Below are 17,453 nucleotides of genomic sequence, written 5' to 3' on the forward strand. Positions count from 1 at the left end.
TGGGCACGCGATAGCTTCGGGATCAGTCCAATCCGCTACGCACTCGATGCCGGCCAAAGGGGGATGTGTCAGTGACCTTAAAGGCTCTGTCGCCAGAGGAACGTTCCGATGCCTTGGAAAAGGCAGCGAGAGCCCGGGCAAGACGCGCACTCGCGAAGGAACAGCTCAGGACGGGCGAACTCAGCATTGCCGGTCTGATCAAGTCGGCGCAGACTGACGAGGCCATCGCCCGAATGCGCGTTTCCGAGCTGATCGAGGCCGTACCGGGCATTGGCCCGGTACGGGCAGCGGCCATCATGGCGGAGATCGGGATCGCTCCTTCACGCAGGCTCAGGGGCCTGGGAATTCACCAATCCCGGTCGCTGATAGATTTTATGGAAGACAAATACAGAGTTTAAACGAATGCAGCGTTCAACAAATGCGGCGTTTAGAAGATACGCAGCATATATAGAATCTCCACGAAGGACGATGTGAGCAAGAATCCGGGACTGACCGTCCTCGCAGGCCCCACTGCCGTTGGCAAGGGAACAGTATCCACGTATATCCGGGACAATTACCCCGAGGTCTGGCTGTCGGTTTCAGCCACCACCCGCGCACCGCGGCCGGGGGAGAAGGACGGTGTCCACTACTACTTCAAGTCCGCCGAAGAATTCGACGCACTCGTTGCGGACGGCCAGTTGCTTGAGTGGGCCGTCGTCCACGGAATGAACCGCTACGGCACGCTCCGCAGCACCGTGGACGCCGCCATCGCCGAAGGCAGGTCCGTGCTGTTGGAGATCGATCTGCAGGGCGCCCGCCAGGTCAAGGCGGCAGTTCCGGACGCCAACTTCGTGTTCCTCGCTCCGCCCAGCTGGGACGAAATGGTCCGCCGCTTGGTGGGCCGCGGCACCGAAACCCCGGAGGAACAGCAGCGACGGCTGGAAACCGCTAAACTGGAACTTGCCGCTGAACCGGAGTTTGACCACACCGTCATCAATGACGACGTACGCCGGGCAGCGGACGAGCTTGTTTCACTCATGGGGCTTACCCCGCACCAGCGCTAAGCGCTAGCACTTGTCAGCCCGTTAGAATTTGGAGAATTCGTGTCCACGAACCTTGAAGGCATCATCAACCCGCCGATCGACGAGCTGCTTGCTGCTGCCGATTCAAAGTACGGCCTGGTGATTTTCGGCGCCAAGCGCGCGCGCCAGATCAACGCGTACTACGCCCAGCTGCACGAGGGCCTCTTCGAGTACGTTGGCCCGCTGGTCGACACCAAGCTGAACGAGAAGTCGCTTTCCATCGCCCTGCGCGAGATCAACGAAGGCCTGCTGGTTTCCACGCCCATCGAGCCCGCAGAGTAAACAGACTGCCTGTTGACGGAGGTCACGTGCGCATAGTCCTCGGAGTCGGGGGAGGGATCGCAGCCTACAAGGTTGCATCGCTCCTCCGGCTTTTTACTGAAGCCGGACACAACGTCACGGTCATTCCCACGGAGGCCGCCATCCGCTTTGTCGGTGTGGCTACGTGGGAGGCCCTCTCGGGCAATCCGGTGAGCAACAGCGTCTTTGACGACGTCGAGAAGGTCAACCACGTCCGCCTCGGCCATGAAGCGGATCTCATTGTGGTCGCGCCGGCAACTGCCGACCTGCTGGCCAAGGCGGCAACCGGCCAAGCGGGGGATCTGCTCACCAACACACTGCTCATGGCGCATGGTCCGGTGCTTTTCGCTCCGGCGATGCACACCGAAATGTGGCGCAACCAAGCCACCCAGGCGAATGTGGAAACACTGCGCAGCAGGGGTATCACCGTCCTGGAACCCGCGGTGGGCCGTCTGACAGGAGCGGATTCCGGGCCGGGCAGGCTGCCCGAGCCGGAAGCGATCTTCGCGGCCGCCATGGCTTTGGTCGACCCCTCCTCGCCCTCAACCCCGCTTGCTGGACCCAAACCCCTGGCAGGGCGCACCATCACGATTTCCGCAGGCGGCACCCGGGAAGCCCTGGATCCGGTCCGTTTCCTTGGGAACAGGTCTTCCGGCAAGCAGGGTGTTGCGCTGGCCGCCGCGGCCCTTGACGCAGGAGCGCGTGTGAGGTTCCTCGCTGCCCACATGGACGTCCAGGCACCTGCCGGCGTCGAACTGGTCCAGGTTGAATCCGCACTGGAGCTCCGTGACGCCGCGCTGGAAGCCGCCGTCGGCTCCGACGTCGTGATCATGGCCGCGGCTGTGGCGGATTTCCGTCCTGCCGAGGTTTCAGACACGAAAATCAAGAAGGTCAACGGCAACGACGCCCCCGTGGTGCGCCTCGTGCAGAACCCGGACATCCTGCATGAACTGGTAGTGCGCCGCGACGCCGCGGCATCCACGCAGTTGATCATCGGGTTTGCGGCCGAAACCGGGGACGAAGACGGCGACGTCCTGGAACACGCCACCGCCAAGCTCAAACGCAAAGGCTGCGACCTTTTGGTGGTCAACCAGGTCGGCGTCGGGCGAGTGTTCGGCCAGGACCAGAACTCTGTGATCATTCTCTCCGGCCATGGCGCGGCGCCGCAGTCGGCGGCGGGTTCCAAATCCGACGTCGCGGCCGCTGTCATTGACCGGATCAGCACTGAACTAAGCCGAGTACGCCCCGCGACGTAGGCGCCGGGCGAGGCTCATTTCCTGGCTGGTCCATCCTTAGCATAGGGACATACGGCGGAAGCCGGCCGCCCCCAACCGAGTAAGGTAGTCGAGTGACTTTACCGCTGCACCATGAATCCCACGGCACCCCGTCCAAGCTCCGGCTCTTCACCTCGGAGTCGGTTACGGAAGGGCACCCGGACAAAATCTGCGACCAGATCAGCGACGCCATCCTTGATGCGCTCCTGGCGGCAGACCCTGAGTCGCGCGTGGCTGTTGAAACCATGGCCACCACGGGCTTGGTGCATGTAGCCGGTGAAGTCACGACGGACGCGTATGTTGAAATCCCGCAGATCGTCCGCGAGACCATCCTCGGAATAGGGTACGACTCGTCGGCCAATGGCTTTGACGGCGCCCGTTGCGGCGTGTCTGTCTCCATCGGACAGCAGTCCAACGACATCGCCGGTGGCGTCTTCAATTCGCTCGAAGCCCGCGAAGGCCGCCAGGAGGACGACTACGACCTTCAGGGCGCCGGTGACCAGGGCATCATGTTCGGCTACGCGAGCGATGAGACCCCGTCCTACATGCCGACGCCCATTTGGCTCGCACACCGCCTTTCGGAGCGCCTTACCGAAGTCCGCAAGAGCGGCGAACTGGCCTACTTGCGCCCCGACGGCAAGACCCAGGTGACGGTCGGCTACGACCGTGACCGTCCGGTTTCCGTTGAAACGGTGGTTATCTCCAGCCAGCACGCAGAGGGAACCCACCTCGATCTCTTGCGCGCCGATCTCGCCTCGCACGTGATCGACCCCGTCCTGGCTGCGGCCAACCTGGATATCTCCCACGTCGCGAATATCCTGAATCCCGCCGGCGCCTTCGTCATCGGCGGTCCCGTCGGCGATGCCGGGCTGACAGGCCGCAAGATCATCGTTGATACGTACGGCGGCATGGCCCGCCACGGTGGCGGTGCCTTCTCCGGCAAGGATCCGTCGAAGGTGGACCGCTCGGCGGCCTACGCGATGCGCTGGGTAGCAAAGAACGTTGTGGCAGCAGGCTTGGCCAAGCGGGCCGAAATCCAGATCGCCTACGCGATCGGCCAGGCACGTCCGGTGGGTACCTACGTGGAAACCTTTGGTACCGAGACTGTCGACCCGGCCAAGATCAGCGAAGCGATTGCGGAGATCTTCGACCTCCGTCCGCGCGCCATCATTGACGCCCTCGACCTCAAGCGCCCCATCTACGCCAAGACGGCGGCGCATGGCCACTTCGGCCGCGACGAGCCGGATTTCACGTGGGAACGATTGGACCGCGTGGACGAATTGAAGGAATTCTTCAACGCCTGAAACGGCTTGCCCGTGACAGTCGGTGCCAGCCGGAATCCGGAATTGTCGGTGGGGCCTGCTTGGATTGGACGAAGGCATCCGGCACTCCAGGGAGGTGACAAGCATGAGCGATGGTTCGTTGCTTCCGTTTGCCATGGTGTCGTCTTCGCCGGCCCATCAGCCGTCCCTGCTCCAAGGCTTCCCCTCGCGCGGGAACGACGTCGGCGGGCCGCCGCTCGCGGCGAGCAACCCGGTGGCGCGGGTCTTGATCGAATCATCCTTGCCGCATCTCGACAGGCCCTTTGACTACAGTGTCCCGGCCGAGTTGGAGGGGACGGCCCTGGCAGGCGTCCGGGTCAAAGTCCGCTTCAGCGGCCAGGAACTCAGCGGCTACGTCCTGGAGCGCATGGAATCGTCGGAAGCCGGGCATGCCCTGGCTCCCCTTCTCAAGGTGGTTTCAGCCGTCCCGGTGCTGACTCCGGCGTTGCTGGACCTTGCCACGAGTGTCGCGGCCCGCTACGCCGGAACGCTCAGCGATGTCCTCCGGACCGCCATTCCGCCCCGCGTCGCGCGGCTGGAGAAGCTGCTCCTGTCCGGCGATTCCCTTTCGGACGAGCCGGCCACCCCTGCCGAACACACCGAGGCCCCCCAGGGCATCCCGTCCCAGGGCTCGGCCTCGCAGGCGCACGCGGCGTGGGCTTCCTACACCAATGGAGCGCCATACTTGCAACACCTGGCCGGGGGTGGCTCACCCCGCGCGGTCTTGACGGCAACGCAGGGTTTTGGAACCGCAGGCTGGCCCGAGCTCGTGGCATCCGCGGTGGCGGCAGTCCGCTCCTCAGGGCGGGGCGCCGTCGTCGTCGTTCCCGACTATCGTGATCTCGACCGCATGGAGGCGGCACTGCGCGCTGTCCTGCCACCAGGAGACGTCGCGCGGCTGACGGCCGACGACGGCCAGACGCCGCGGTACCGGAGCTACCTCCGGCTCCTCAGCGGCGCGGCACAGGTGGCTGTCGGCACCCGCTCCGCCGCGTACGCTCCGGTGCAGGACCTTGGCCTCGTGGTGTGCTGGGACGACGGCGACGACCTCCACATTGACCAGCGCGCTCCCTACGCCCACACCAGGGAAATCCTGCTCTTGCGTTCCGAACAGGAATCAGCGGCGTGCCTCATGGCTGCGCATAGCCGCAGCACCGAGCTTCAACGGCTCGTTGAGGGCGGGTGGGCCGTGCCGGTGGAAGCTCCCCGGCAAGTGGTCCGCGCCAGGACGCCCCGGGTGCTCAATACGGCTGACAGCTTCGAGCAGGAGCACGACCCCTTGGCGAAGATCGCACGATTGCCCGGCGCCGCCTGGCGGGCCGCCAAAGAGGGACTGGAACGCGGCCCCGTCCTGGTGCAGGTGGCCCGGGCCGGCTACGCCCCCTCCCTTGTCTGCGAGGAGTGCCGCGAAACCGCCAGGTGCAACAACTGCCAGGGACCCCTCGCCATCGCCGGACAATCGGCCCTGCCGCAGTGCCGCTGGTGCTCCACGCCGGCCCCGGAATGGCGTTGCCGGCATTGCGGCGCAGGCCGCCTTCGCAGAGGCGCAGCCGGTGTGCTGCGGACAGCGGAAGAACTGGGCAGGGCTTTTCCAGGCAAGGCTGTGGTGACATCGTCGGGAGACCAAGTCAAAGCCACAGTGTCCGATGCCCGCGCCCTGGTGGTGGCGACCGTGGGGGCTGAGCCGATCGCAGCCGGCGGCTACGCAGCGGCGCTGCTCCTGGATGGCAATTCGCTCCTGCGCAGGGAAAACCTGCGCGCCGGGGAGGACACCGTTCGGCGATGGTTCAATGCCGCGGCCCTCGTGCGGCCCGCGAACGAAGGCGGGCTCGTCGTTGTCACCGCAGACGACACCGCCGCGACGGGTGCCCTGCTGCGCTGGGACCCCGCTGGATATGCCTCCCGAGAACTGGCACTGCGGCAGGAACTCCAGTTACCGCCCGCCGTGCGGATCGCCTCAGTGACGGGCAAGCGGGCCGACGTCGTGCATTTCACCGAAAGCCTGGCCGACACCATCCAGCTCCGCACTGCGGGCCCAGCGCCGGTCTCCCTTGCACTATCGGCGCAGCGCGCTTCAGGGAGGGACGACGATCCGGACGTCCGGACGCTGATCTTCATTCCGTATGCCCAAGCAGCCGTTGCCACCCGTTCCATGAGGGCCGTCAAAGCCGCCAGTGCGGCGAAGCGCACCTCAGGACCGGTGCAACTGCGGCTCGACGGCGTCGACGTCCTCTAGCGTCCTCAGCGCCGTTTGCGGCTCCGCATCGCAACGATCTCTTCGGCCACCGCCAGCAGTTGGCGCGCAGACTCGTCCCAATTGAAATCAGCCGCGCGTTCCACGGAGCGGCGCGACCGTGCCTGCCACAATTCGCCGTCTTCAAGGGCCTTGACCGCTGCGGCGAACTCGCCGGGCGATTCGGGGTGTACGTAGCTCACGGCGTCCCCGCCGACCTCACGGAAGATGGGGGTGTCGCTGGCGATCACGGGAGTGCCAAGTGCCATCGCCTCGACCAGGGGCAGCCCGTAACCTTCTGCCTTGGACAGGCTGACGAGGGCGGTGGCCCGGAGCAGGAGGGAATCGTATTCGGCATCCGTGACGCCGTTGTGGAACTCGACCTGGGCGCCAGGCGGGACCAGGGGCTCCAGCTCCGCACGGCGCTGGGGGGTGATCCTGCTGAGCAGATGCAGCGTGAATCCTGGCAAATCGGCCATTCCCTGGATCATGGTCTCCACGTTTTTGTAGGGCATGAAAGAGCCCATGTAGAGCAGGGATTTCTCGGCGCCGGCTGCGGGATCGCGCGGCTTCTGGCCCGGCTGTGGCGCGTTGCCCACGATCCGGACCGGGCGGCGCGTGAGATTGAACTTCGCCATGAGCGACTCGGTGGTGTGGCTGATGGTCGCCACAATGTCGGCCCGGTTGAGAAGCAATCGCTGCGGCCAGTAGGCCTTGTGGTAGAGCCGCCAGAGCAGCCGCACGGGTGCGGGCAGGAAGCCCGGAGGGGCAGGGTGCTCATAGTAGATGAGGTCGTGCAGGGTCAGGACCAGCCCGTACTTGCGGCCCCAGGTTCCCATGGTCTGCATGGGGCAGACCACGACGTCGGCGCCGAGCTTGTTGACTTCACGCGCCACGAACAGTTCGCGGGGGGACAGCGGGCTGCTGATGTGAACGTAGGGGACGTCCGGGAGGAGCGCCAATTGGCGCTTGTCACTGATGAGCATGGTGACATCCGCGATCTTGGACGTCGCCGCGATGAGGCTCGATCCGTAGCGGCTGATCCCGTCATGATGGTCCGTGCGGGTGAAGCGGGCATCTATGACGATTTTCACGCGGGGTGTTCCTCCAGGAAACTGCGGATGGCGGCGGCGGCCGGCGCCGGTGTCTCGTAATGGATCAAATGCCCGACGTCGGGAATCACTTCCAGCGCGCCGTCCGGGAGCATCTCCAGTAGCTTGTGCTGGTCCTTGAGCAGCGCGATCTCGTCTTTCTCGCCGGCCACCAACAACACAGGAAGGTCCAATTGCCCGGCGACCTCGGCCACATGGCTGGACACCGAAGCCCGGAAAGACTCCAGCAGGCTAGCGCGGTCGGCGAACGCGGAGAAGTACGCATCGTGCTGGCCATGGACAAAGGCCCGGAGTTCCTTGTCCCGGGTCTTGGCCATCGCGGCGCTCATGACGCGGACAATGAGGCGGCTGCGCAAGACGGCGAGTCCAAGCCGGCGCGGGAGCTTGGCGGAGACCTGGTAGTACAGGACCGCGAGCTTGGTCATGAGGCCTTTGGGGCCCTCAAGCGCGCGAGCGGCGATGGGATTGACCAGGATCAGCGGGCGGATGGCGCCGGGGTTCGCGGCGGCGAAGTGGCTGGCGACGATGGATCCGAAGGAGTGCCCCAAGAGAACTGTGTCCGCTCCGAGGCCCAAGGCCGCCATGAAACCGGTGATGAACTTCCCGTAGCGTTCCACGGTGTGGGTGTCTCCGGCGAAAGGCTCCGAGCTGCCAAAGCCGGGAAGGTCGGGCATGATGACGCGCATTTCCGGCAGGTGGTCCACTACGCGGAGCAGGCCGTGGTGGTCGCCGCGGAAACCGTGAATGACCAGTATGGTGCGCGTCGCCGGGGTCACCGTGACCGGTTCGTAGCACCAATAGGCGACGTTGCTGCCGTCGAGGTCGATGTCCGAGGCACTCGTCCTGGAGGCCAAGGCCTTGCTGAAGAACTCCCGTGGGGAGGCTGGTGCGGGTTCGGGGGAGTGGTTGGTGTCCACTTGTTCCATTCGGCAGGTCCTAGTTGACGTTGTCCGGGTGTGACCCGGTGCGGTGGTGGCGTTCGAGGGCGGCCAAGCCATCCATGTCGTCGGCATCAAGCTCGAAGCCGAAGACGTCGAAGTTCTCCTGGATGCGTGACGCGGTACTGGCTTTGGGAATCACGATATTTCCGAGCTGGAGGTGCCAGCGGATGATGATTTGGGCAGGTGTCTTTCCATATTTATCCGCGAGCGCGCTGACTGCCGGATCCTGGAGGACCTGGCCACGCCCCAACGGGCTCCACGCCTCCGTGCGGATGCGCAACTGCTCGTGGAGGGTCCGGAGCCTGGTCTGCTGCAACCACGGGTGCAGCTCAATTTGGTTCACCGCAGGGACCACTTCGGCCTTTTGCATGAGCGCTTCGAGGTGGGCCGGCTGGAAGTTGGAGACGCCGATCGCGCGCACCCGGCCCTCACGGTACAGGGTTTCCATTGCCCGGTAGCTCTCCTGGAACAATCCACGCCCTGCGCAAGGCCAATGGATCAGGTACAGGTCGACGTAGTCGAGGCCGAGATTGGCCATGGAGGTATCGAAGGCGCGCAGCGTGGAGTCGTACCCCTGGTCGTCGTTCCAGAGCTTGGTGGTGACAAAGACGTCTTCGCGGGAGAGGCCGTGAGTTCCTTCCCCGGAGCCTCCCGTGTTGCTGTCGATGCCGGGCGGGGGTATGACCGCACTGCCGATGCCGCGTCCGACCCCGGTCTCGTTGCCGTACATGGCCGCTGTATCGAAATGCCTGTAGCCGGCGCCCAGCGCAGTGGCGACCAAAGAAGTGGCATCCGCCGGCGGCACCTTGTAGAGCCCGAACCCCAACTGGTCAATCAAGACACCATTGTTGAGACTGAGCCTAGGCGAGGGTTTCATAGCCAAGACTCTACCTACCTCGATGCCGGGAATGTTTCAGGGTCCTTCAATTATTCAGGAAGGGCTGCCGAAACTGACCAGGCGCTTCGCCGTGGCCTCGTCCAGGATCAGATCTGTTGCCAGTTTCGCTTCGAGTGCTCCACGAAGCCCGTTGATCTTGGATGCACCAGAGACGACGCAGATCCGGCGACGCACCTGCCGTAGTTGCTCGTGGCTTGGGCCTGTTGACCGCTCGTTGAGGGTGATGCCGTCGGAAGAGCCGTCGGCGCGGAAAAAGACGGTGGCAACGTCGCCCACGACGTCCGAGCTGGCCAACAAGTTCAAGTCCGTTTCATCGAGGTACCCACCTGCGTAGACGTGGCTGGGGTAGTCCGAATGCACCGAGCCGACACCGAAGATGGCGATGCTCATCCTGGCTTGCAGATCGAGCACGCGTTGGACGCTGCGCTCATTCCACATGGCGGTCTTCGTGGAGGCATGGTCGAAGAAGGCGGGCACCGGGAACTGTTCTACCCGCGCACCAAAGGCGATGCCGAAACGGCGCATGATGTCGCTGGCATAGGTAATGCCGGTGGTCTGCATGTTGCCGGCGCCGTTGAGCTGCACGATGGTGCTGCCGTGCGTGATCTTGCGTGTCAGGTGCCTGCTGACGGCACTGATGGTGGCACCCCAGGCCACGCCGATGATGGCGTTGGAATCCACCAGGGGACCAATGGTCTTTGCCGCCTGCGTCGCCACCCGGTCAAGGGTTTCCGCCTCGTTCAAGGTGTCCAGGACGGGCACCACGTGCACATCGACCCCGTAGTGGTTGCGGATCATGCGCTCCAGTTCAGGGGCGGAATCCAGGGGACTGCGGATCTGGATCTGGACCAGTCCCGACTCGCGGGCCGAAGACAGCAAGCGGGAAACGGTTGACCGCGAGGTCCGAAGCTCGCGGGCAATGGCGTCCATGGTGAGGTCCTGGAGGTAGTACATCTGTGCCGCCCGGAGGGCCTCTGAATGTCGTGATCGTGGCATCTCAATTCCGTTCTGCACGTTTGTGCAACTAGCTTGATTTCATTTTCCATTCCTTCGAAGAATAGTTGTGCAAGGTGCGACGTCAAGTGATGCAGCGCATACACCAAAGCCCAAGGGAGCAGTTTTGGGATACACCAGCAATTCCGGTTCCGCAGCAGGATCACCACGTCGGGCTTCGGTTTCGGCACTCCGCGAACGGCCGCAGGCCCAGGTGCTGATCATCGGAGGCGGCATCAACGGCGTCGGAACCTTCCGCGATTTGGCACTCCAAGGCGTGGACGTCGCCCTCGTGGAACGCGGCGATTACTGCCAGGGCGCCAGCGGAGCCTCATCCCACATGATCCACGGCGGCATCCGCTACCTCGAGAACGGGGAATTCCGCCTCGTCCAGGAATCCGTGGTCGAGCGCAACCGACTTTTGAAGATCGCTCCGCACTACGTCAAGCCCCTGCAGACGACCATCCCGATCTTCAGCACCTTCTCCGGGATACTTTCCGCCCCCACCCGCTTCCTCACGCACAAGCAAGGCAAGCCGAAGGAGCGCGGCGCCTTCCTCATCAAGCTCGGCTTGAGCATGTACGACTTCTTCTCCCGCGACGGCGGCAGCGTCCCCCGCCATCAGTTCCGTGGCAAGGAGAAGGCCCTGGCTGAGTTGCCCCGGTTGCACCCCGGCATCAAATACGCAGCCACCTACTTCGACGCGTCCGTGCACAACCCGGAGCGCCTGACGCTCGATGTGCTGCAGGACGGCGAAAAGGCGGGCATCGGAAGCGGCTTGCCGGGCGGCAGCGCCCGGGCCAGCAACTACGTCTCCCTTGTTTCGATGGCCTCCGCGGCCGACTCAGCCGGCGCTGTTTTGCTGCGCGATGAGCTCACTGGCGAGGAATTCAGCTTCCAGGCCGACGTGATCGTCAACACCACCGGCGCCTGGGTTGACCTCACCAACGCGGCGATGGGTGCCGCGAGCCGCTTCATGGGCGGAACCAAGGGCTCCCACATTGTCCTGGACCACCCGGAATTGCTCGCAGCGTGCGGCGGCCGTGAGATCTTCTTCGAACACACCGACGGGCGGATCGTCCTGATCTACCCCATGGGTGACCGCGTCCTGGTGGGCACCACCGACGTCGAGGCGGACATGGCGCAGGATGCCGTGTGCACCGAAGCCGAGATCGACTACTTCTTCGACCTGGTCGGCCACGTCTTCCCCTCCATCAAGGTTGAGCGCAGCCACATCGTCTACAGCTTCGCCGGCGTTCGGCCGCTTCCCCGTCACGATGACACGCAGCCGGGCTTCGTATCCCGCGACTACCGCATCGAGCGAAGCGGACGGGAAGCCTCCGGTGCCGCGGCCGCCCAAGGCGGCAAGGCCGCCGTCGTACTCTCATTGATCGGCGGCAAGTGGACCACTTTCCGGGCCCTCGCCGAACACCTGAGCAACGACGTCCTCCGCGAGCTGGGCTTTGAGCGGAAGGTCTCGACGGCGAAACTCGCCATCGGAGGCGGCTTGGATTTCCCGGACAGCGAAGACGGAATCCAGGACTGGGTCAAGAAGCACATGGCTCCCGGGCTCGACGCCGACCGGGTCAGCGGCCTGTTGACCCGCTACGGCACGCGCGCCGAGGACGTCATCGCCTACCTCGGGGCAGGCGAAGACCGGAAGCTCCGCTCCACGAACGAGCTCAGCGTCCGGGAACTCGAGTTCATGGCCGCCAACGAACAAATCGGGCACCTCGTGGATGTCCTCATCCGCCGCACCTCGCTGGCCTTCCGGGGACTCGTGACCGGAGAGCTCCTGAACGAAATCGCCGAAGTCCTCGCCACGCAGCTTGGCTGGGATTCGGCGAAGCGTCAAGCGGAAATCCAGCATGCCCAGGAGGTGCTTCTACGTTTTCATGGCGTGACTGTTCACAGCCTCGTCGCATGAACGTAATGTACGTCACATCAGCTTGATTGTTCCGGCCAAGAAGCCTGGACACAAGGGTTGCGGTCTTCCGCTCCGGAAGGGGGGACCGCAATCGGGACGGCGCTAACAGACGCCGTCCCAACGGCCCCCACAAAACCTGCAGGGCTGACAACAGAAGAAAATGAGGAGTCAAAGATGTCTCTCGGAATTGTTTTCCTTTCCGAAGTGTTCGGAACCGGAATGCTTACCCTCCTTGGCTGCGGCGTTGTGGCAAACGTCGCGCTCAAGGGCACAAAGGGCAACAGCGGCGGGTTCCTGATGGTGAATTTTGGCTGGGGCATCGCAGTATTTGCCGGCGTTTACGTAGCGGCCATGTCCGGTGCGCACCTGAATCCGGCGGTCACGCTTGGTCTCCTGGTTGACGGTAAGGCCGAGTTCGCCCCCGGTGTGGCCGTAAGTGCGGCATCCACGTTCACCTACTTCGGTGGAGAACTGCTCGGCGCCTTCCTAGGCGCTGTCTTCGCCTGGCTCGCGCACAAGCAGCACTTCGACGCCGAGCCCTTGGCAGCCAGCAAACTCGCCGTATTCTCCACGGGACCGGCCATCCGCTCGTACCCCTGGAACCTCGTCACCGAAATCATCGCCACGTTTGTACTGGTCTTCGTGATCCTGACCTTCGGCGGCACTCCCTCCGGCCTAGGGCCGCTCGCGGTGGCATTGCTCGTCGTCGGCATCGGCGCGTCCCTTGGCGGCCCGACGGGCTATGCAATCAACCCCGCCCGTGACCTCGGTCCGCGTATCGCCCACGCACTTCTGCCGATCAAGGGCAAGGGCTCCAGCGACTGGGCCTACTCCTGGGTTCCGATTGTCGGCCCGCTCCTGGGTGGAACCATCGCCGGACTCGTCGCCCACTCCATACCGATCATGGCCACTGTCGCCAAGTAGCAAACCGCTCAGTACCTACACCGCATCCACACCAAAGCAAGCAGACAAGGACGTCAAAATGTCGCAATACGTCATCGCCATTGACCAGGGAACCACCAGCTCGCGTGCCATCGTGTTCGATCACTCAGGCAACATTGTCTCCACCGGCCAGATGGAGCACGAGCAGATCTTCCCCCAAGCCGGTTGGGTAGAGCACAACCCGGTGGAGATCTGGGACAACGTCAGGGAGGTCGTCGGCTCTGCGTTGTCGAAGGCCAACCTGACCCGGCACGACATCGCAGCCGTCGGCATCACCAACCAGCGCGAAACCGCCGTCGTGTGGGACAAGAACACGGGCGAGCCCATCTACAACGCGATCGTCTGGCAGGACACCCGCACGCAGTCCATCGTGGACGAGCTGGCCCAGGACGGCGGCCCAGAGCGCTTCAAGCAAAAGGTCGGCCTTCCCCTGGCCACCTACTTCTCGGGAACCAAGATCAAGTGGATCCTGGACAACGTTGAAGGAGCGCGGGCCAAGGCCGAAGCCGGGGACCTCATCTTCGGCAACACCGACTGCTGGGTCCTGTGGAACCTGACAGGCGGCGTGGACGGCGGCGTACACGCCACAGACGTCACCAACGCCTCGCGCACCATGTTCATGGACCTGGACACCTTGCAATGGGACCAGGACATCCTCGACGCGTTCGGCGTGCCGGCGTCAATGATGCCCGCCATCAAGTCCTCCTCCGAGGTCTACGGCACGGTGCACACCTCGCAGTTGCTGCGCGAAGTGCCCGTCGCAGGCATCCTGGGCGACCAGCAGGCGGCAACCTTCGGCCAGGCGGCGTTCCAGGCGGGCGAAGCCAAGAACACCTACGGCACCGGTTGCTTCCTGATCTTCAACACGGGCGAGGAGATCGTCCACTCGAAGAACGGCCTGCTGACCACGCTGGGCTACAAGCTGGGCGACGCGAAACCGCACTACGCATTGGAAGGCTCCATCGCCGTCACGGGATCACTGATCCAGTGGCTCCGCGACAACCTCGGCCTGATCAGCTCCGCTCCCGAAGTGGAGACGCTAGCGGCAGGCGTCGAGGACAACGGCGGTGTCTACATCGTGCCCGCGTTCTCCGGACTGTTCGCCCCGTACTGGCGTGCCGACGCCCGCGGTGCCATCGTTGGCCTGACCCGTTTTGCCAACAAGGGCCACATCGCCCGCGCGGCACTCGAGGCCACCGCATTCCAGACCCGCGAGGTGCTCGACGCCGTCAACGCGGACTCGGGCGTTCCGCTGACTGAGTTGAAGGTCGACGGCGGAATGGTCGCCAATGAGGCGCTCATGCAATTCCAAGCCGACATCCTGGGCGTGCCTGTGGTCCGTCCGAAGGTCGTGGAAACCACGGCCTTGGGTGCCGCTTACGCGGCGGGCCTCGCCGTCGGCTTCTGGAAAGACCTCGGCGAACTCAGCTCCAACTGGGGCGAGGACAAGCGCTGGGAGCCGCAGCTTCCGGCCGAAGAGCAGGAGCGGCAGATGCGCCTGTGGAAGAAGGCTGTTACCAAGTCCATGGATTGGGTGGACGAGGACGTTAAGTAGGTCTCACCTCGGTTGAGGGAGGCCGCACTTGCCCCGCCCGCTTCGCGGTGCCCACCACACCCGGGCGAAGTGCGGCCTCCCTCAACCTTCACCTACGCGCAGCCGTTGAAACCACGCCAAGGGCTTGGTGCGGTAAGGTGGCTTTATGCGTGCGATCCTTCTGCTTAGCTAGCCGCCCGGTATACGTCGATCTAAAGCATCGCGAACCGAGCGGCCGCCCCTCCTTGCCGAGGGGCTTTTGTGTGTCCGGGACCTTCCGGGGCCCGGAGCAGGAGGCAAAACCGTCATGGAAGAACAGAAGAGGGCAGCAGTGAGCGTTCAGCCGGAGACAGAAACCGGAGCACAGTCAACAGTGGCAGGCGAGACGCCCGAGGAGGGTGTCTACAGCTTCGCCTCGATGGAGGCCAAGTGGCCGCAGGTCTGGGAAGACCTCAAAGTCTTCACTCCTGTCGACGACGGCTCCCGCGAGCGGCGCTACGTCCTGGACATGTTCCCGTACCCTTCAGGCGACCTCCACATGGGCCACGCTGAGGCCTTCGCGATGGGCGACGTCGTGGCGCGATACCTCCGCCAGAAGGGTTTCGACGTCTTGCACCCCATCGGCTGGGACTCCTTCGGCCTGCCCGCGGAGAACGCCGCCATCAAGCGCAATGCACACCCCAGCGAGTGGACGTACGCAAACATCGACACGCAGGCCGCGTCGTTCAAGCGTTACGCGATCTCTGCCGACTGGTCCCGCCGGCTGCACACTTCGGACCCGGAGTACTACCGCTGGACGCAGTGGCTGTTCAAGCGGTTCTACGAGCGCGGGCTGGCCTACCGCAAGGATTCCCCGGTTAACTGGTGCCCGAAGGACCTGACCGTCCTGGCGAACGAGCAGGTAGTCAACGGCGCGTGCGAACGCTGCGGGACCCCTGTCACGAAGAAGTCCCTGAATCAGTGGTACTTCAAGATCACCGATTATGCCGACCGTTTGCTCGACGACATGTCCGAGCTCCAGGGACACTGGCCCGAGCGGGTGCTGGCAATGCAGCGCAACTGGATTGGCCGCTCTGAGGGTGCCCACGTCCGGTTCGCGATCGAAGCCACGGACGGCCGTCCCGAACGCGAAGTCACTGTCTTCACCACGCGCCCGGACACCCTGTACGGGGCAACGTTCTTCGTCGTCGCCGCGGACGCGCACCTGGCGCTGGACTTGGTCACGCCCGAACAACACGATGCCCTCATGGCGTACCGCGAAAAGGTCAAGGCCCTGTCGGACATCGAGCGCCAGTCCACTGAGCGCGAGAAGACCGGCGTGTTCACCGGCCGCTACGCCATCAACCCGCTCAACGGCGAAAAACTGCCCGTGTGGGCAGCCGACTACGTGCTCGCCGACTACGGCACGGGCGCCATCATGGCAGTGCCTGCGCACGACCAGCGCGACCTCGACTTCGCCCGCGCGTTTGACCTGCCGGTGCGTCCGGTCCTCAACACCGGCGGGGAAGATCCGGCGGAGACCGGCATTGCGACCGCCGGCGAGGGCACCCTGATGAACTCCGGCGAACTGGACGGTTTGTCCAAGGCCGATGCCATCCCCGCAGCCATCGACATCCTGGAGAAGTTGGGTACAGGGGAGAAGTTCGTCAACTTCCGCCTGCGCGACTGGCTCCTGAGCCGCCAGCGTTTCTGGGGTACCCCGATCCCCATCATCCATTGCGCCGAATGCGGCGAAGTGCCGGTGCCGGACGATCAGCTGCCTGTCACGCTGCCCGAAAACCTGCGCGGCGAGGCGCTGTCGCCGAGGGGCACGTCACCCCTGGCCGCGGCGCTGGAATGGGTCAACGTCGAGTGCCCGAACTGCGGACGCGCCGCCCAGCGCGACACGGACACGATGGACACGTTCGTGGACTCTTCCTGGTACTTCCTGCGCTTCGTGTCCCCGCACTTCACCGAGGGACCGTTCGATCCTGCCAAGATCAACGACTGGATGCCGGTCGGCCAGTACGTGGGCGGCGTCGAGCACGCCATCCTCCACTTGCTGTACGCGCGATTCTTCACCAAAGTCATCCACGACATGGGCATGCTCGACGCGGACGAACCCTTTAGCGCCTTGCTCAACCAGGGGCAGGTCCTCAACGGCGGCAAGGCCATGAGCAAGTCCCTCGGTAACGGCGTGGACCTTGGCGAGCAACTGGATAAGTTCGGCGTCGACGCCGTCCGCCTGACCATGGTCTTCGCGTCGCCGCCGGAGGACGACGTCGACTGGGCGGACGTCTCGCCGTCGGGCTCCGCGAAGTTCCTCGCCCGCGCCTGGCGCCTTGGCCAGGATGTCGCAAGCGAGCCCGGCGTCGATGTCTCCACTGGTGACCGCACGCTGCGCACCGTCACCCACAGGACCATTGCCGACGCCGCTGAGCTGTTGGACAACAACAAGTTCAACGTCGTGGTCGCCAAGCTGATGGAGCTCGTCAACGCGACCCGCAAGACCATCGACTCCGGTGCCGGTGGCGCAGACCCCGCCGTCCGTGAAGCCGCCGAGGCCGTGGCGGTCATCCTGAGCCTCTTCGCGCCATACACGGCCGAGGACCTGTGGAACCAGTTGGGCCACCCGGCCTCCGTGGCGAACGCCGGCTGGCCTTCCCACGATCCTTCGCTTCTGGTCCAGGACACCGTGACGGCCGTCGTGCAGGTCCAGGGCAAGGTCCGCGACCGTTTGGACGTCTCGCCGGACCTCAGTGAGGATGAGCTGCGAGAGCTCGCTCTCGCAAGCGAAAACGTACAGCGTGCACTCGATGGCCGCGGCATCCGCACGGTGATCGTGCGCGCGCCTAAACTGGTGAACATCGTCCCGGCCTAGTCGGGAAACGGCCACCGGCGCTTGCCGGCGGCCGGCCACCAGCTCCAGGAGGCTCC

Annotated in this window: 14 protein-coding genes; 10 read left to right on the forward strand and 4 right to left on the reverse strand. The window is 64.4% G+C overall.

Going from position 1 to position 17,453, the window contains the following annotated elements:
- Nucleotides 1–71 precede the first annotated feature (71 nt).
- From mihF to AC3WJU_RS07465, 6 genes are all read left to right on the forward strand, one after another.
- Nucleotides 72–398, forward strand: coding sequence for an integration host factor, actinobacterial type (gene mihF, locus AC3WJU_RS07440; protein WP_084784535.1), 327 nt, complete (start codon nt 72–74; stop codon nt 396–398).
- Nucleotides 399–470: 72 nt separating this feature from the next.
- Nucleotides 471–1,043: a guanylate kinase gene (gene gmk, locus AC3WJU_RS07445; protein ID WP_492259549.1), complete on the forward strand. Its 573-nt coding sequence runs from the start codon at nt 471–473 to the stop codon at nt 1,041–1,043.
- A gap of 39 nt (nt 1,044–1,082) precedes the next feature.
- Nucleotides 1,083–1,343, forward strand: a complete 261-nt coding sequence (gene rpoZ / locus AC3WJU_RS07450) for a DNA-directed RNA polymerase subunit omega (RefSeq protein WP_028267125.1) — start codon at nt 1,083–1,085, stop codon at nt 1,341–1,343.
- 26 nt (nt 1,344–1,369) lie between these two features.
- Nucleotides 1,370–2,617 carry a bifunctional phosphopantothenoylcysteine decarboxylase/phosphopantothenate--cysteine ligase CoaBC gene (gene coaBC, locus AC3WJU_RS07455; RefSeq protein ID WP_492259550.1) on the forward strand — a complete coding sequence of 416 codons (1,248 nt, stop codon included), beginning with the start codon at nt 1,370–1,372 and terminating at the stop codon, nt 2,615–2,617.
- A gap of 92 nt (nt 2,618–2,709) precedes the next feature.
- Nucleotides 2,710–3,939 carry a methionine adenosyltransferase gene (gene metK, locus AC3WJU_RS07460; protein WP_306959795.1) on the forward strand — a complete coding sequence of 410 codons (1,230 nt, stop codon included), beginning with the start codon at nt 2,710–2,712 and terminating at the stop codon, nt 3,937–3,939.
- A gap of 133 nt (nt 3,940–4,072) precedes the next feature.
- Nucleotides 4,073–6,193, forward strand: a complete 2,121-nt coding sequence (locus tag AC3WJU_RS07465; protein WP_492259569.1) for a primosomal protein N' — start codon at nt 4,073–4,075, stop codon at nt 6,191–6,193.
- Between the two features lie 5 nt (nt 6,194–6,198).
- Here AC3WJU_RS07465 and AC3WJU_RS07470 read toward each other — a convergent pair whose 3' ends face one another.
- From AC3WJU_RS07470 to AC3WJU_RS07485, 4 genes are read right to left on the reverse strand one after another with little or no spacing between them, the layout of a single operon-like run.
- On the reverse strand, nt 6,199–7,284 hold the full coding sequence (locus tag AC3WJU_RS07470) for a glycosyltransferase family 4 protein (RefSeq protein ID WP_284989283.1): 1,086 nt from the start codon (nt 7,282–7,284) through the stop codon (nt 6,199–6,201).
- Nucleotides 7,281–8,228 (reverse strand): alpha/beta fold hydrolase, encoded by a 948-nt coding sequence (locus AC3WJU_RS07475; RefSeq protein WP_492259551.1) that lies wholly within the window; start codon nt 8,226–8,228, stop codon nt 7,281–7,283. Before AC3WJU_RS07475 ends, AC3WJU_RS07470 begins: the two co-directional genes overlap by 4 nt.
- A 10-nt stretch (nt 8,229–8,238) precedes the next feature.
- Nucleotides 8,239–9,120, reverse strand: coding sequence for an aldo/keto reductase (locus AC3WJU_RS07480; RefSeq protein ID WP_492259552.1), 882 nt, complete (start codon nt 9,118–9,120; stop codon nt 8,239–8,241).
- A gap of 54 nt (nt 9,121–9,174) precedes the next feature.
- Nucleotides 9,175–10,137: a sugar-binding transcriptional regulator gene (locus tag AC3WJU_RS07485; RefSeq protein WP_059389187.1), complete on the reverse strand. Its 963-nt coding sequence runs from the start codon at nt 10,135–10,137 to the stop codon at nt 9,175–9,177.
- Nucleotides 10,138–10,261: 124 nt separating this feature from the next.
- Here AC3WJU_RS07485 and AC3WJU_RS07490 point away from each other — a divergent pair, with 124 nt between their 5' ends.
- From AC3WJU_RS07490 to leuS, 4 genes are all read left to right on the forward strand, one after another.
- A complete protein-coding gene (locus tag AC3WJU_RS07490) occupies nt 10,262–12,061 on the forward strand; it encodes a glycerol-3-phosphate dehydrogenase/oxidase (RefSeq protein WP_492259553.1) in 1,800 nt (599 codons plus the stop codon).
- 174 nt (nt 12,062–12,235) lie between these two features.
- Nucleotides 12,236–12,985, forward strand: coding sequence for an MIP/aquaporin family protein (locus AC3WJU_RS07495; RefSeq protein ID WP_284989287.1), 750 nt, complete (start codon nt 12,236–12,238; stop codon nt 12,983–12,985).
- 58 nt (nt 12,986–13,043) lie between these two features.
- The gene (glpK, locus tag AC3WJU_RS07500) at nt 13,044–14,558 is read left to right on the forward strand and encodes a glycerol kinase GlpK (RefSeq protein ID WP_059389182.1); all 1,515 of its coding nucleotides are present in this window, start codon (nt 13,044–13,046) and stop codon (nt 14,556–14,558) included.
- Nucleotides 14,559–14,868: 310 nt separating this feature from the next.
- Nucleotides 14,869–17,397: a leucine--tRNA ligase gene (gene leuS, locus AC3WJU_RS07505; RefSeq protein WP_492259570.1), complete on the forward strand. Its 2,529-nt coding sequence runs from the start codon at nt 14,869–14,871 to the stop codon at nt 17,395–17,397.
- Nucleotides 17,398–17,453: the final 56 nt, after the last annotated feature.

It is taken from the genome of Arthrobacter sp. FW306-1B-F12A (assembly GCF_058781865.1).

Coding starts and splice junctions, on each gene's coding strand:
- AC3WJU_RS07480 (WP_492259552.1), bottom strand. CDS start 9,120: ATGAAACCCTCGCCTAGGCTCAGTCTCAACAATGGTGTCTTGATTGAC.
- AC3WJU_RS07485 (WP_059389187.1), bottom strand. CDS start 10,137: ATGCCACGATCACGACATTCAGAGGCCCTCCGGGCGGCACAGATGTAC.
- glpK (WP_059389182.1), top strand. CDS start 13,044: ATGTCGCAATACGTCATCGCCATTGACCAGGGAACCACCAGCTCGCGT.
- AC3WJU_RS07475 (WP_492259551.1), bottom strand. CDS start 8,228: ATGGAACAAGTGGACACCAACCACTCCCCCGAACCCGCACCAGCCTCC.
- AC3WJU_RS07465 (WP_492259569.1), top strand. CDS start 4,073: ATGGTGTCGTCTTCGCCGGCCCATCAGCCGTCCCTGCTCCAAGGCTTC.
- AC3WJU_RS07495 (WP_284989287.1), top strand. CDS start 12,236: ATGTCTCTCGGAATTGTTTTCCTTTCCGAAGTGTTCGGAACCGGAATG.